9 protein-coding genes are annotated in these 15,643 nt (G+C 63.4%); 8 read left to right on the plus strand and 1 reads right to left on the minus strand.

Annotated elements, in window-relative coordinates; translation table 11 throughout:
- Positions 1-58: 58 nt before the first annotated feature.
- Complete coding sequence (locus tag PLANPX_RS04335) at positions 59-2,533, minus strand: tetratricopeptide repeat protein (protein WP_152097542.1); 2,475 nt, start codon at positions 2,531-2,533, stop codon at positions 59-61.
- Between the two features lie 357 nt (positions 2,534-2,890).
- Between PLANPX_RS04335 and PLANPX_RS04340 the strand changes: the two genes are divergently transcribed.
- The 8 genes from PLANPX_RS04340 (at position 2,891) to PLANPX_RS04375 (ending at position 15,575) form a co-directional block, all read left to right on the plus strand.
- Entirely contained in the window at positions 2,891-5,455 is a 2,565-nt protein-coding gene (locus PLANPX_RS04340; protein WP_152097543.1) for a c-type cytochrome, read from the plus strand.
- A gap of 287 nt (positions 5,456-5,742) precedes the next feature.
- Positions 5,743-6,255 (plus strand): TIGR03546 family protein, encoded by a 513-nt coding sequence (locus PLANPX_RS04345; RefSeq protein WP_152097544.1) that lies wholly within the window; start codon positions 5,743-5,745, stop codon positions 6,253-6,255.
- Complete coding sequence (locus tag PLANPX_RS04350; protein ID WP_152097545.1) at positions 6,255-8,045, plus strand: TIGR03545 family protein; 1,791 nt, start codon at positions 6,255-6,257, stop codon at positions 8,043-8,045. The genes PLANPX_RS04345 and PLANPX_RS04350 overlap by 1 nt, the downstream gene beginning before the upstream one ends.
- A 287-nt stretch (positions 8,046-8,332) precedes the next feature.
- Entirely contained in the window at positions 8,333-9,274 is a 942-nt protein-coding gene (gene mch / locus PLANPX_RS04355) for a methenyltetrahydromethanopterin cyclohydrolase (protein ID WP_152097546.1), read from the plus strand.
- Between the two features lie 139 nt (positions 9,275-9,413).
- Positions 9,414-10,274 (plus strand): ATP-grasp domain-containing protein, encoded by an 861-nt coding sequence (locus PLANPX_RS04360; RefSeq protein WP_152097547.1) that lies wholly within the window; start codon positions 9,414-9,416, stop codon positions 10,272-10,274.
- 210 nt (positions 10,275-10,484) lie between these two features.
- Positions 10,485-12,254, plus strand: coding sequence for a fatty acid CoA ligase family protein (locus tag PLANPX_RS04365; protein WP_152097548.1), 1,770 nt, complete (start codon positions 10,485-10,487; stop codon positions 12,252-12,254).
- Between the two features lie 7 nt (positions 12,255-12,261).
- Complete coding sequence (locus PLANPX_RS04370) at positions 12,262-13,263, plus strand: NAD-dependent epimerase/dehydratase family protein (RefSeq protein ID WP_152097549.1); 1,002 nt, start codon at positions 12,262-12,264, stop codon at positions 13,261-13,263.
- Positions 13,264-13,370: 107 nt separating this feature from the next.
- Positions 13,371-15,575 carry a DUF4038 domain-containing protein gene (locus PLANPX_RS04375; protein ID WP_152097550.1) on the plus strand — a complete coding sequence of 735 codons (2,205 nt, stop codon included), beginning with the start codon at positions 13,371-13,373 and terminating at the stop codon, positions 15,573-15,575.
- Positions 15,576-15,643: the final 68 nt, after the last annotated feature.

Genomic DNA, 15,643 nt, shown 5'->3' on the forward strand with positions numbered 1-15,643 from the left:
CGTCGACTTCAGGGGAGTGGCCCCTTAGTCGAGCATTTCAACCGCTGAGGATCAACTCTTACGGCTGCGGAGCGTTTCCAGTCGCCGGCGGGCTCGGTTCTGGCGTTGAAGTCGGCGCCTCCTTCGGCTCAGCCGGCTGTTCGGCTGACGGCTCCTGAGGCGTCGCAGCCGGCGTTGCGTCGGGCTTCGCTTCGTCTGTCGCCTCGGGTTGCTCTGCGGGAGACTCTTCACCGGCAGTCGGCGGCCGCTGGAGGCTAAGCGTTCCCCCCTCGGCTTCGACGCCCGCTTTCACTTGGTACAGCAGCCGCTTCCAGGTGTCGTCTTCCGGCTGGAGTTGCGACATCCGTTGAATGGCCAGGGCCGCTTGTTCCCAGCGCTTCTGATCGACGCAGATCGACGCCAGCCATTCCCAGTAGGTGTAATCGTTGGGCGCGAGCTCGCACGCCTTGATAAACGCTTCACGCGCTTCGTCGAGCCGGCCCAGTTTTACCAACAAGAATCCGCGGACGTACCGGACCGAAGCGTCCTTCGGGAGCAGCTTTTCGTCCCGCTTCAGCAGTTCAAGTTCTTCTTCACGCAGCTTGTTGATCTCTTCGGGCGTCGCCCCGACCTTGGCAGCGATGGCGGCCTGGGCCGGATTGGTTGCGAGCGTTTCGAGGTATTGCGCCAGTTGAGCCCGCACGCGGCTCAGGTATGGCTCGACGCGGATCGCGTCGCGCATCGACTTCACCGCCGCTTCCGGCTGGCCGAGGCTCATGGCCAGGGTCGCCAAGCTTTGGTTGGAGGGCGCGCGATCGAGATTGATTTGATGGCCAGCCCGATACTCGCTGATCGCCTGTTCCAGTGCGGTGCGGAATTGGGTGTCTTCGAGCGAATCGACGTCGGTGACAATCCGATTGGCCGCTGCGGTGCGGACTGCCCGGCTGCGGTCGTCGAGCTTCGGTCGAAGCTCGCTCAGCAGCTTCGTCACCATGTCGTCTTGGTTCTCCGCCTGGACGGTAAACGATCGCACGGCGGCGGCGCGAACCATCGCGTTCGGGTCGGTGAGCGCGTCGCGGCGGATCTTCGCGCTTTCGACCGTCGGGTAGTTCTGCAGCAGTTCGATCGCAGTGGCGCGGATGATCTCTGAGTTCTCCGGCTTTTCGATCGCTTCCTTCAACAGTTCGAAGCCCGCAGGATCGCCGCGGCGCGCCATGGCGAACGCCTCGGCATAGTGCGGGTCGTCCGGACGTTTTGGCCCGTACCATTGGACGATCTGGTCGGCCGCCCATTGAGCCGATTCGTGCGGCTTCGTGTGGCAGCGATTGCAAACGTTCGGCGTGCCGTACTTCACGGTGAGATCGGGGCGCGGCACGCGAATGCTGTGGTCGCGGCGGTTGTCGATCTCCATGTAGGTCGAGTGGGGCATGTGGCAGGTGACGCACTGCGTCTCTGCCGACCCCGGCGCGGCGTTGGGATGATGATTGTGGCCGGCGCCGTCGTACTTGCCCGGCTCGTGGCATTGGGCGCAGAGCTTGTTTCCTTCGTACTTCAGCTTGAGCGAGTGGGGATCGTGGCAATCGCTGCAGCGGACTCCTTTGTGATACATCTTGCTCTGCGTGAACGAGCCGTACTCGTAGACTTCGTCCAGAATCTGCCCGTCGTCGTGGTAGAGGCCCGCGTCGAGCATCGACGGCTGGAAGTAATCGAGGAACGAATCGCCGGCGCGGTAGTCGGGATGAATGATCGACCGCCGCGAGTGGCAGGGAGCGCAGGTTTCGACTTGGCGCGTGTTGAGGGCGCCCTTCATCTCGTTCGTCAAACCGTAGTGAACGTTGCGGTCCCAGAACAGGCCGCGGCGGTTCGCGAGTTCAACGTGCAGGCTGCCAGGACCGTGGCAGGCTTCGCAGCTGACGTCGATTTCGAAAAAGTTGGAGTGGTAGGTGTTCGTCGCGAGGTCGTAGTTCTTGTGGTAGTCGGTCGAGTGGCACTCGGCGCACATCGTGTTCCAATTTTGCGCGAGGCCGGTCCAATGGAGCGGATCGCCCGCCTCGATTCGTTCCTGCGAGGCGTCGGTCGGGGCGACGTAAAACCACTTCTTCTTATCGACGTCCCACGAGACGCGCAGCACTTGGATGCGGCCGTCGGGGAATTCGACCATGTATTGCTGGAGCGGGCGGATGCCGAACGTGTACTTGATCTCGTAGTCGTGGTATTGGCCGTCGGGGCCTTCGGCGTTGACCATGAACTTCTTGCCGTCGCGGAAGAAGCGGGTTTTTTCATCGAAGCGGTTGAACTCGACGTCGTTGAAGTCGCCGAGCACCGTTTCGTCGGTGGCGAGCTCCATCGCCCGATCGTGGTCGGAGCCTTTCCAAAGATCGTACTGCTCTTGATGGCAGGCGATGCACTTTTCGCGGCCGACGTACGTGGCGTGCTCCAGCGCATCGGGAGGGACCGTGCGATACCAATCGGCGGCTGCCAGGGCTGCGAATACCGCAAGCGCTAAGCCAAGGCCGACGGCGGGCCAGCGATACGTACTTCGAGAAATGGGCATAGACGAGCAGCGGGGCGTAACGGGGCCGACGACAATTCACTTAAGAATGGGTCATGGCTCGTGCGGCGCCTCTCCCACTTGCCGTCATTCTATCGGGGTCGGCGGCGTGAGCCATTCGCACAATAGAAAAGTTGCGACCCTGTAACCGGCTTAACAGGAAAAATCGCCATATTGCGGTGAATTGTATGACTTACGGGGAACGGACAGTCGCTCCCTCGGTGTCGCAACACAAGGGCTGGCGAGCCACCGCGATTCCTTCCGCGGCCGGAGGCCGTCAGATATGATCGCAGTTGGCGACCGCTGCCTGGGCGCGTCCCATCGGCCGTCTTCCGTCACTTCCCGCGCAGAGCAATACGCATGGAACTCTTCCGCCGCTCGCCCCTTGCCCTCTTCTCGAGCATTGCGATCGCGATTGCCGCCAGCTGGTTCGCCGGCGCGAGCGTCGCTCAAGCGGAGGCCGTCGGCAAGATCAAGCTGCCGCCGGGCTTCAAAGCGGAACTCGTGCATGAAGTCCCCGCAGAGACCGAAGGCTCTTGGGTGGCGCTGACCCCAGACGACAAGGGGCGGATCATTGCGTCCGATCAGCATGGCTCGCTCTACCGGATCACGCCGTCGCCGCTCGGGGCCGATCCCTCGCAAACAAAGGTCGAGAAGCTCAAAACGAAAATCGGCATGGCCCAGGGCCTGCTGTTCCATGAAGGCAAGTTGTACGTCGTGATGAACGGCGACATTGGCGGGTTCAGTTCGGGGTTGTATCGGCTCTCTGACTCGAACAACGACGACCAGTTCGATCGCATCGAGCAGTTGCGGGTGTTCGAAGGCGCCGGCGAACATGGACCGCACGGCATCGTGCTCGGGCCCGATGGGAAGAGCTTGTACGTCGTCTGCGGCAACCATACGGGCGCGCCGCTGTTTAGCAGCTCGGCAGTTCCCGCGCGGTGGCGCGAAGACCAGTTGCTGCCGCTCATCACCGATCCCAACGGCCATGCCGCGGCGATTCGCGCCCCGGGCGGCTGGTTCGCGAAGATGGACCTCAACGGCGAGAACCTGGAGATGTTCTCGATTGGTTACCGCAACGCCTATGACTTGGCGTTCAACGATGCGGGCGATTTGTTCACGTTCGATTCCGACATGGAGTGGGACATTGGCGCCCCGTGGTATCGCCCCACGCGGATCTGTCATGTGGCGAGCGGCAGCGATTTTGGTTGGCGGACCGGCAACAGCGTCTGGCCGACCTACTACATTGATACCGTACCCGCCGTCGCCGACGCGGGGCCGGGTTCGCCGACCGGTGTGGTGTTTGGCAAGGGGGCAAAGTTCCCGGAGAAGTACCAGAAGGCCCTCTTCGCCGCCGACTGGAGTTATGGCAACATCTATGTGGTCAACCTGACGCCGTCTGGTTCGTCGTACACTGGCGAGATCGAGCGGTTCGCCAACGCGATGCCGCTGGGCGTGACCGACATGGTCGTGTTGCCGAAGGATGGGGCGTTGTACTTCGCCGTCGGCGGACGGAAGAGCGAATCGGCTCTTTACCGGATTGTGTACGACGGCAAAGACGCGCCGGCCGATGCGCCGAAGTTGGAAGTTGTCGCAGAAAACGATCCGCAGCGGGTCTTCGGCAGCGGCGCCCCTGCCCCGCCGGCGCCGGAAGCCCACGCGATACGCGTGGCTCTCGAGAAGCTAAACCGGCCAGCCGGGCCTGCGGCGATTAACGACATCTGGCCCCATCTCGGCAGTTCTGACCGCTTCATCAAGAACGTCGCCCGCACGGCGCTGGAGCATCAACCCTTCTCCCTGTGGCGTGCCAAAGCGCTGGCTGAAAAGAATGTCGACGCCCAGCTGAACGCGCTCGCCGCGTTCGCCCGCGCTGCTGACGCCAACCAGCAGCAGGCGTGGGTCGGGGCGCTCACGGCGATCAAGTTCCCCGAGCTTTCGACGCAGCAAAAGCTCGATTACCTCCGCGTCGCCTCGCTCGGCGTGATGCGACTCGACCCGTTCCAACCGGCGTCGCGTGAGAAGCTGATCGCGGCGCTCAATCCCTACTTCCCCGCCGACGATCACTTCGTGAACCGCGACCTGGGGAACCTGCTGCTTCGGCTCCGCGCGCCGAACGTCGTGCCGCGGATGCTGACGTTGATGGAAAACGCGACGACGACGGAAGATGCGATCGACTTCGCGGTGAGCCTTTCCGCGGCACAAGAAGGTTGGACGACGGCCGATCGCATTCGACTGCTTGATTGGTTTGAACGCGCCGCGCATGTCGGTGGCGGGCACTCGTTCTTTGGCTATCTCGTTTCCGCCCGCGATCGCTACATCGCCAACATCCCGGCGGCCGCCCGCCCGCCGATTGCCGAACGGATCTCGAAGCCGCTCATGCAGCAGACGATCGCGATCGACACGGCGAACCGTCCGCTGGTGAAAGAGTGGACGCTGGAGGAAGTGAACGACCTCGTTGCGAACGACAAGTCGCCGCGCAACTTCGAGAATGGCCGTAAGATGTTCTCGGCCGCGGGCTGCTACAACTGCCACCGCGTCGCGGGCGCCGGCTCGTCGATCGGACCCGATCTCACGGGCCTGGGCGGCCGCTTTGGCGCCGCCGACATCATGCGGTCGATCGTCGACCCCAGCCACACGATCTCCGACCAGTATCAGCAGATGGTGTTCGAGACGAATGGCCGGATGATCGTTGGCCGTATTTCCAACATCAACAACGACGCCATGATGGTCAGCACGAACATGCTCGATCCGAAGAAGACCGAGACGATCAAGCGCGACGAGCTGGACGACCAGTTCCCGTCGGACGTCTCGATGATGCCGACGGGCCTGCTCAACACGCTGACGGCCGAGGAGATTCTCGACCTGACGGCGTTCTTGCGGTCGGGCGGGAAGCCGGAGCATGAGTTGTTTAAGGCTGGCAAATAAATGCGTCAGTTGTCCGTGGTCAGTTGTCAGTGGCAAATGCTGGCAACTCCCTCGGCAAACCAGCGCATTTCTTCAGCAACTGACCACTGACAACGGACCACTGACGGGCCGTAGGCCCTAGTGCTAGCACGTCAGCCTCGCGTCGCTACAGTCTGCGCGCATCGGCAGCCGATATCTACGGATACGCCGGCAAACGTTGCGCTCTTCGTACGCCTTCTCGAACGCGCTGCAACTTTGATCCTGTCGCCGGCGGCGGGATCGGGTCGTTGCGCGTGCGAGCTCACTTGATGTTCACGCTCTTCCTGCGGCCTGTCCGCATGCTAGCGCAAGCCTTGATCGGCAACGACACGCCGCGCCAAACGGCATGGGGATTTTCGTTGGGGATGATGGTTGGCTTGCTGCCGAAGGGGAATCTGACCGCCATCGTCATCGCGATGCTCTTGTTCTCGTTCCGCGTGAACCGCGCGGCCGGGTTCCTCGCCATCGCCATGTTCTCGTATCTGGGAGCTTGGTTCGACGGCACTGCCCATTGCCTGGGCTCGTACTTGCTCATGTCGCCAACGCTGCAGGCGATGTTTGCCGCTGTTTACGACAAACCGCTGGGGCCGTTTTCAGGGCTGAACAACACCGTCGTTCTCGGCCAACTGTTGATCGGTCTCTACCTCTTCTATCCGGTCTACCGCGGTTCGCGGGTGGCGGCGACGTACCTGCGGCCGCGGTTGCAGCATTACCTCATGCGTTATCGCCTCGTCCGCTGGCTGATGGGCGCCGAGATCGGCGCGCAGTGGGGGCTCGAATAATGAAGCTCAAACGCCCGAAGCTGCCGCCCATCTTTCGTTGGAAGTACATCGCACCGCGGCTCGCGATTGCGACGGCCGTCGTGCTAGCGGTTCGCTATGGGCTCGACCCGGCGCTTCGCTGGGGGATCGTCGTTTCGGGCGAAGCTGCCGTCGGCGCGAAGGTCGAAGTCGTCGATCTGACGACGTCGCTGCGCGATGGAACGCTCACCGTCGACGGCGTCGCTGTGGCGAATCCCAGCAAGCCGATGCGGAACCTGCTCGAATCCTCGCAGGTTCGCTTGGAGATTGATGGCGCCCAACTGCTGCGGAAGCGGGTGGTCGTCCACAACGGTCGGATCGACGGCATTAAGTTCGACGGCGAGCGGACGACCTCCGGGGCGCTCGAAATCCTGCCTGAGACGCCCGCGGAACCGTCGGCCCTCGATCCGGTATTCACCGCGGCCCAAGAAACGGCGGCCGGCTGGTTCGACGATCTCACCGGCCGGATGGAGCAAGACCTGCTCGGCTCGCTGGCAACGCCGCAGGTGGTGGAAGAGCTAAAACGCCGCTGGCCCGAGCAGTACCAGGCCCTGCGGAAGCGGGCCGACGACTTGCGCGCCAAGGCGAAGCAGATTGAAACCGCCTTCCGCGATGCGAAGAAGAACCCGCTCCGCGGCATGCAGCAGGTCGAAGAACTACGCAAGCAGCTGACGCAGACTCAAGCCGAGCTGCAAGCGACGCTTGCCGAGATCAAAGCGTTGCCAGATCAGGCGAAGGCCGATCGCCTCGCGCTCGACGCGGCTCGCAAGCAGGACCAGGCGTTCATTAAGGAGCACTTGAAGCTCTCGGGTATCGACCCCGATGAACTCAATCGCTACCTGCTCGGCGAAACCGCGAGCGGGTATCTCGAACAAACGACCTGGTGGATCGAACAGGTTCGCAAGTTCATCCCGAAGAACCGCGTGGCGGCGCCAACGCGCTCGCGTGGGACTAACGTCGTGTTCGCGGGCCGGCGGCAGCCGAAGATGTTGCTCGAACGGATCGAACTCGCCGGCGAAGCTCGGCTTGATGGCCAACCGCTGGCGTTCACGGGCCTACTGAGCGACGTCGCCTCGGAGCCGGAACTCCACGAGCGGCCGCTGCAGTTGGCGATTCACAGCAGCGGCGCCGTCGACGGCGTGCTGCTCGTGGAACTCGACCGCCGCGGCGAGATGGCGCACGACTCAATCAAGATTGATGTGCCGCAGCTCAATTTGGCTCATCGGACGTTGGGGCGTGCGGACAAGCTCGCCGTCACCGTGGCGCCTGGCGCTGCGAGCCTCAAGGCCGACGTTCGCCTCGATGGCGACGAACTGATCGGCACGATCGAACTAAAGCAGTCGTCGACCCTCGCGGCGCAGACGCCCGCACTGCGCGACGACCGGATTGCCGCGGTGATTCAGGAATCGCTCAGCGGGGTCGATCGGCTCGAAGCGAAGATCGAACTGGCGGGAACGCTCAAACGGCCGTCGATTCGCATCGAATCGAACGTGGGGCCGCAGCTGGCCGCGGGCGTGAGCGGAGCGGTGAAGAAGTACCTCACCGATCGTAAGGATCGGATCATGGCGAAGGTGCAGGGCGAGGTCGACGAGCAACTCGCCAAATTGCAGGCTGAACGCGACAAGGCTCAGCAAGAACTGATGGCGGCCCTCGGCGAGAACCAGCAGATGGTGACGCAGCTCGCCTCGGTGATGGGGGGCGGCGAGGTGCCGCTGCAGGTCGACGTGGCGAAAATCGGCAAGGCGATTGATCTCAATAAGCTCAAGCGGTAGTTGGAAATACGGGGACGGTTGAACCACGAAAAGCACGAAACAGACGAAATAATGGCAAAAGCGGCCCGCCAATTACGCGAATGAACGCGAATTGAGTTCTTGCCCTCAGCCAACTCCGCCAATTAAGCTCATTGAGCTACTTCACTGACGATCGCACGGCGCCAGCTGCCAACCATTGGCGTTCATTCGCGTAATTCGCGGGCGATCGTCTGGTTAAGATGGCAGCTCTCTATTTCGTGCTTTTCGTCTATTTCGTGGTTAAAAATCCTCCTGCCTGAACTGCTCCCGTGAACCTCAATCACCGCGCCGCTTCACTGTGTCGTACGTTGGCTGATGACGCCGAGTTGTTGCGCGTCGAATTGCACCTGCAAGATTCGGGCGCTATGGTCGTCGACTGCGGCGTGAAGGCGACCGGCGGACTGGATGCGGGGCTATTGCTCGCGCGACTTTGCCTGGCCGACCTCGCAACTGTCAGCCTGACGCCCGGGACGAACGGCCTGGGGCCGGTGGCGCAGGTGCAGACCGATCATCCGCTGCTCGCCTGCATGGCGTCGCAATACGCCGGCTGGGAAGTGAAGGGCGAGAAGTTTTTTGCGATGGGCTCGGGGCCGATGCGAGCCGCGGCAGCGCGTGAGCCGTTGTTCGAGGATCTCAAATATCACGAAGCGGCCTCGCACTGCGTCGGCGTGTTGGAGAGCGGCAAGCTGCCGAACGACGAAGTCTGCCGCGACGTCGCGGCGAAGTGCGGCGTCGAGCCGTCGGCCCTCACGCTGCTGGTCGCCCCGACGCGGAGCATGGCCGGTACGTTGCAAGTGGTGGCCCGCAGCGTCGAGACGGCGCTCCACAAGTTGCACGAACTCAAGTTCGATCTGCACCGCGTCGTCAGCGGCTGGGGCTCGGCCCCGCTGCCGCCGCCGGCGAAGGATGACATGGCGGCGATCGGTCGCACGAACGATGCGATCCTCTACGGCGGCCACGCGGTGCTGTATGTGCGCGGCGACGACGAATCGCTCCGCGAGATCGGCGCCCGGACGCCGAGTTCCGCCTCGAAAGATTACGGCCGACCGTTTGCCGAGATCTTTGCGAGCTACAATCACGACTTCTACCAGATCGATCCGCATCTGTTCAGCCCGGCGGTGGTGACGCTCGTGAATCTCGACACGGGCAACAGTTTTCGGTTCGGCAAGTTCGACGACGCGGTGGTGGCGAAGTCGTTTGGCATTGTTTGATTGATGTCTAAACGCGGGGTGCCACTGGCATCCTGCCAGTGTTGAAGTGGAGACACGCTCGGCGATTCTCACTGGCAAGATGCCAGTGGCACCCGATTTCCATCCACCTATAATCTCTTCCGATTCAATAATCGCGCCGATGAACATTGCCGTGCTCGCTGCCCGCGACAGTTGGTACTTCCGCGATCTGCAGCGCGCGGCTGGCGCACGATGCGAGCTGACGGCGATCTCCTACAAATCGCTCGCGTCGCAAGTGATCGGTGCGACGCTCGGCGTCAGCTCTGGCGACGCGCGACTCTCAGAGTTCGATGGCGTGCTCGTCCGTTCGATGCCGCCGGGGAGTTTGGAGCAGGTCGTCTTTCGGATGGATGCGCTGGGGCGACTTGAGGCGAGCGGCGTGCGGGTCGTGAACTCAGCGCGAGCGATCGAAGCGGCGGTCGACAAGTACCTGGCGACCGCGAAGCTGCAAGCCGCGGGGCTGCTCGTGCCGCCGACGATCGTCTGCCAGACCGCTGCCGATGGGCTGGCGGCGTTCGAAACCCTTGGCGGCGACGCGGTCGTAAAACCCCTCTTCGGGGGCGAGGGCCGCGGCATCACGCGGGTGAGCGACGCTGCGATTGCTCGCCGCGTGTTCATGTCGCTGGAGCAGATCGGCGCCGTGCTTTACGTCCAAAAGTTTATCCCGCACGATGGCGTCGACTGGCGGCTGCTTGTCGTCGGCGACGAGGTGCTGGGGATGAAGCGAGTGAATCCCGACGACTGGCGGACGAACATCAGCCTCGGCGCCCGCCCTGCCCCGCTCGAGGTGACGGTGGAACTGGCACAACTCGCGCGCCGAGCCGCGGCGGCCGTCGGGGCGACCGTTGCAGGAGTCGATTTGCTGCCGGCCCGCGATGGCCGGCTGTACGTGATCGAGGTGAATGCGGTGCCGGGGTGGAAGGCGCTTGGCGAGGTGACCGGCGTCGACGTGGCGGCGAGAGTGTTGGAGCTCGTTCAATAGCTCTACCGGTGTGCCACTGGCGTGTCGCCAGTGCGAAGTGAGGACACGGCTGCCATCTCCACCAGGAGAAAGCAGTCTGATGTTGGCGGCCGCTTGTTAGTCAAACGGCAACCACGCTGTTTGGGCACTTCAGCACTGGCAAGATGCCAGTGGCACCCGTTCAACCTCCTCCGCCTTACCTGATCGTGGCCGGTCGGGCACAATAGGGCGATGACAGTTGCTGCGCCCACTATCCGAACGAACGTCGCCGATCGTCTGACGCGGATCGCTGCGCGGATGGCGGACGCCGTGGCGATTGCCACGCCGGGGAGCGGCGATGTCGCGGGGAAGAACTCCTACGCGACCTGCACGTTTGGCGAGCTTGAGGCCGACTCGCTCGCTCTCGCACGCGGCTTGGTCGATCTCGGCGTCCGCCCGGGCCAGCGGTTCGTGCTGCTGGTGAAGCCGGGGATCGAGTTCGTGAAACTCGTGTTCGCCCTGCTCCGCACTGGCGCCGTCGCGGTGCTCGTCGACCCCGGCATGGGGCGGAAGCACTTGGTGAACTGCCTTGCCGCCGCAGAGCCCGATGGGTTCATTGCGATTAGCCCGGCGCAGGCTGTGCGCAGCGTACTGCGACGGCGGTTCCCTCACGCAAAGCTCAACGTGACGGTCGGCCGGCGTTGGTTTTGGGGAGGCGCAACCTACCGACAAGTGCTGGAGCGCGGCCGCCACTTGCAAACGACGCTGCCCGAGACGCACGCCGCCGACGCCGCGGCGATCATTTTTACTTCTGGCAGCACCGGGCCGCCGAAGGGCGTGCTGTACACGCACGAGATGTTCGACACGCAGGCGAGCGAGATCGAACGGCAGTACGGCATCGTCCCCGGCGGCGCCGATCTCGCGTGTTTTGCGTTGTTTGGGCTCTTCAACTCGGCGATGGGCGTGACGACGGTCTTCCCGCGGATGGATTTCTCGCGGCCTGCTTCGGCGGATCCGCAGCAATTGCTCGCGGCTGCGAACGATTGGCAAGTATCACAAGCCTTCGCCTCGCCTGCCGTGTGGGATCGGCTGAGCCGCCACTGCGAGGCGACGCGCGAGCGGATCCCGACCCTGCGGAACGTTTTTTCGTGCGGCGCTCCGGTGCCGGCGGCCGCGCTCGAGCGGACGCTCGCGATGGTGCATCCCGAGGCCCGCATGCATACGCCTTACGGGGCGACGGAGAGTTTGCCGGTGGCGACCATCGAAGCGGCCGAGGTGCTGGGCGAAACGGCGGAGCGGACGCGCAACGGCGCCGGCGTCTGCGTGGGGCGGAAGTTCGAGACGATCGAATGGCGGGTGATTCGGATCAGCGACGAGCCGATCGCCACGATTGGCGACGCTGAAGAACTTCCCGCCGGCGAAATCGGCGAGCTAATCGTTCGCGGCTTACAGGTCTCGCCAGCGTATGTGATCGCTTTGCAGCCCCTGGCTCCGCCAGGGGGTCGCGCGGCGTTGGCGAGCGACGTTGCGCCAAACGTTGCGGAGAATCACCCCCGGGCGGAGCCCGGGGCTAGGGAATATAACGCTGCTTCTAAAATCGCGGACGGCGAAACCGTTTGGCATCGCATCGGCGATGTTGGGTATCTCGATGACGTTGGCCGTTTTTGGTACTGCGGGCGGAAATCGCATCGCGTCGAAACGGCAGCGGGAACGCTCTACACCGAATGCTGCGAGGCGGTGTTCAATGAACTGCCTGAAGCAACACGCACGGCGCTCGTCGGCATCGGCCCGTGCGGTGCGAAAATGCCGGCCGTCGTTTACGAACCGCGGGACGCCGCCGTCGATCATCCGCAGCTCGTCGAACAGCTGCGGAAGGTTGCGGAGCGATTCGCTCCTACTCGCGAGATCCGGCACTTCCTGCCGTACAGCCCGTTTCCTGTCGACGTGCGTCACAACTCAAAAATCAATCGCGAGCAGTTGGCCGCTTTTGCAGAACAAGCGTTGAACGAGCGGAGCAGGTGACCAGTCCATGAAAGTCCTTGTTACCGGCGGCGGCGGATTCTTGGGGCGATACATCGTCGAGCAGCTCGTCGCGCGCGGCGAGCAAGTCCGCAGTTTCGGCCGCGGCAGTTATCCGGACCTTGAAGCTTCAGGCGTTGAGGTCGTTCGCGGCGACATTGCTGATCGCGACGCCGTGCTGCGAGCGTGTCAGGGCGTCGAGGTTGTCTACCACGTTGCGGCCCTGCCCGGGATCGCGATGCAGTGGCGCCCCTACGAGCAAGCGAACATCCGCGGGACGGAGCACGTCATCGCCGCTTGCCGTGAGCATGGCGTTGCGAGGCTCGTTTACACCAGCAGCCCAAGCGTCACGTTCGCCGGCGTCGACCAGTGCGGCGTCGATGAACAGGCGCCGTACGATTTTGATTGGATGATCGCCCATCGCGCTCACTACTCGCGCAGTAAGGCGATCGCCGAGCAAGCGGTTCTTGCCGCCAACGATGCTCGGTTGCGCACGTGCGCCTTGCGGCCGCATCTTATTTGGGGGCCACGTGACAACCACCTCATCCCGCGGTTGATCGCGCGGGCCCGCGCCGGCCGGTTGCGGCGCGTCGGCGACGGCAAGAATCGAGTCGACACGATCTACGTCGAGAACGCCGCCGTCGCTCATCTGCAGGCAGCTGATGCTCTGCTTGATGCATCGTCGCCCGCGGCGGGAAAGGCGTATTTTCTCAGCCAGAACGAGCCAGTGAACTGCTGGGACTGGATCGACGAGATTTTGGCGCTCGTCGATGTGCCGCCGGTTCGGAAGACGATCTCGCGGCGGAATGCCGAGCGTGCGGGGCTGGTGCTCGAGAATGTTTACCGCCTACTGTCGCTCAGCGGCGAGCCGACGATGACGCGTTTTTTGGCGGCTCAGTTGGCGACTTCGCACTGGTTCGATCTATCGGCGGCGCGGCGAGATTTTGGCTACGCCCCGGCGATTTCCTCGAGCGAGGGCATGCGGCGGCTGGGGGCTTGGCTCCGTTCGTAAAAGTCTCACGCAGAGGCGCCAAGGCGCAGAGTGAATACGGGCTAGAATCAAGGCTCCGTATTCATTGGCGTGATCAGAACGCCCGCTCCTCTTGATAGGCATTCGTCATGGCGATCGCGCATGTGTTGCGAACCGGTTTCGCTCTCCTCTTCTGTTTGGTTCAGTGTGCCTCCGCATCGGCAGAGATCGTGGCGGCTGGCTATGCCAATGGCGTCATCGAAGTCACTTTCACCGCCGAGCAGACGTACGCCGATCCGTTCAATGACGTGACGCTCGATCTGATCGTCACCGATCCGCAAGGCGGCACAAAACGGCTGCCCGCCTACTGGGCCGGCGGGAACGAATGGCGGGGGCGGTACTCGTCGCCGATCGTCGGCACGCATCGTGTGCGAACCGAATGCAACCAAGAGAGTGACAAGGGGCTGCACGGCGTCGCGCGCGAAATCGCCATCGCGCCGTACGCCGGCGACAACCCGCTCTACATTCATGGCCCGCTGCGTGCCGCCACCGATCGTCGGACGCTCGAACACGCCGACGGCACGCCCTTCTTCTGGCTGGCCGATACGTGGTGGATGGGGCTGAGCGGGCGGATGCAGCGTGACGAAGCGCGGACGCTCGCCGATGATCGCCGGGCCAAGGGGTTCAACGTCGTGCAAATCGTTATGGGCCCGCCGCCCGATTCGCATCCGTTCGATCCGCGAAGCGCCAACGGCGGCGGATTCGCGTGGGAGAAAGACTACGCGGCGATGCGTCCCGAGTATTACGACGAGGCCGACCAGAAGATTAACGACTTGCTGGAGCGCGGCTTCGTCCCGTGCATGGTCGGCATGTGGGGCTATCACATCGAGTTCATGGGCGTCGAACGGGCGAAGCAGCACTGGCGATATCTCATTGCCCGCTACGGAGCGATGCCGGTCGTCTGGTGCGCGGCTGGCGAGGCGAATCTGCCGTGGTACTTGGCGCCGGGGTTTCCATTCGACGACCGCGAGCAGGTGACCGAATGGACCGAGGTCCTTCGCTACATTCGCGAAACCGATCCGTATCATCGCCTGCTGACAATCCACCCGACCGGTTTCGGCTGGTCGGGCCGATACGCTACCGACGACGTGAACTTGCTCGACTTCGACTTGCTGCAAACGCCGCACGGGCAGCGCGACGCGGTCGATACGACGGTCGGCAAAGTGCGGGAGTCGTATGCCGCGGCCCCGACGATGCCGGTGATCGACGGCGAGGCGGCGTACGAGATGATCAACGGCTCGCTGCCGACGCGCTGGACGCGGCAAATGTTTTGGCTTTGCATGACCAACGGCGCCGCGGGCCACACCTACGGGGCCAACGGCATTTGGCAGTGCAATCGGCCGGGCGATCCGCATGGCCCGTCGCCGCAGCATCCCGCGGGGGGCACCGGCTACGGTACGATTCCGTGGAACGAAGCGATGCGGCTGCCCGGCTCGACGCAGGTCGGGCTTGGCAAAAAATTGTTCGAACAGTTCGAGTGGTGGAAGTTCGAACCGGCGCATGATTCAGTTGGTTACGCAAACTCGCTATCGCTTCAGCCGTCGCAGTGGGGCGAGTGGATTTGGTTCCACGAGGGCGAACCGCAGGTCGATGCGCCGCTCGCTAAGCGCTACTTCCGCAAGGCATTCAAGTTGCCGGCGGATGCTGCGATCAAACGCGCGACGCTGTGGCTGGCGGTCGATGACCGCGGCGTTGCGTCGCTCAACGGCCGGCAGGTCGCCGCGACGAGCGATTGGCGCTCGCCGGCGCCGGTCGACGTCACCTCAGCCGTGAAGCCAGGCCGCAACGTGCTGGCTGTTGAGGGGGAGAATCTCGCGAGCCAAGTGACGGCAAATCCTGCCGGGCTGATGGCCTGCTTGGAGATTGAACTCGCTGATGGCCAAAAGATTGTTGTGAAGTCGGACGAATCTTGGCGCAGTGCGCAGGAGCTGAGCGGTGAAAACTCCGCGTGGACGGCAGCCGATTTCGACGACTCGCTGTGGCGATCAGTGGCCGAACTTGCTGCCTACGGCGACGCGCCGTGGGGAGCGTTCACGCAACCGGCGACCTACGGGCCATATGCGACTGGCATCGAGGGCAAGGTCCGCGTGATCTACGTCCCCGAATCGCGGCCCATCGAGATTCGCTCGTTACCTCCGAAAGCGACCCATACGGCGTTCGTGTTCGATCCCGTCAGCGGCCAGCAGATCGACCTGGGGACGCTCGCCCCGAACGACCAAGGCCTGGCCGTGGTGGCGAAACCGGCGCTGGACTCTGACGCGGAGGATTGGGTGCTGGTGATTCGGTCGCGATAGGTTTGGGGGCGGGGAAGATCTCACGCAAAGGCGCGATGGCGCAAAGGAAATACTGAAAGCGGCCGCTC

It is taken from the genome of Lacipirellula parvula (assembly GCF_009177095.1).
Classification (GTDB): Bacteria; Planctomycetota; Planctomycetia; order Pirellulales; family Lacipirellulaceae; genus Lacipirellula; species Lacipirellula parvula.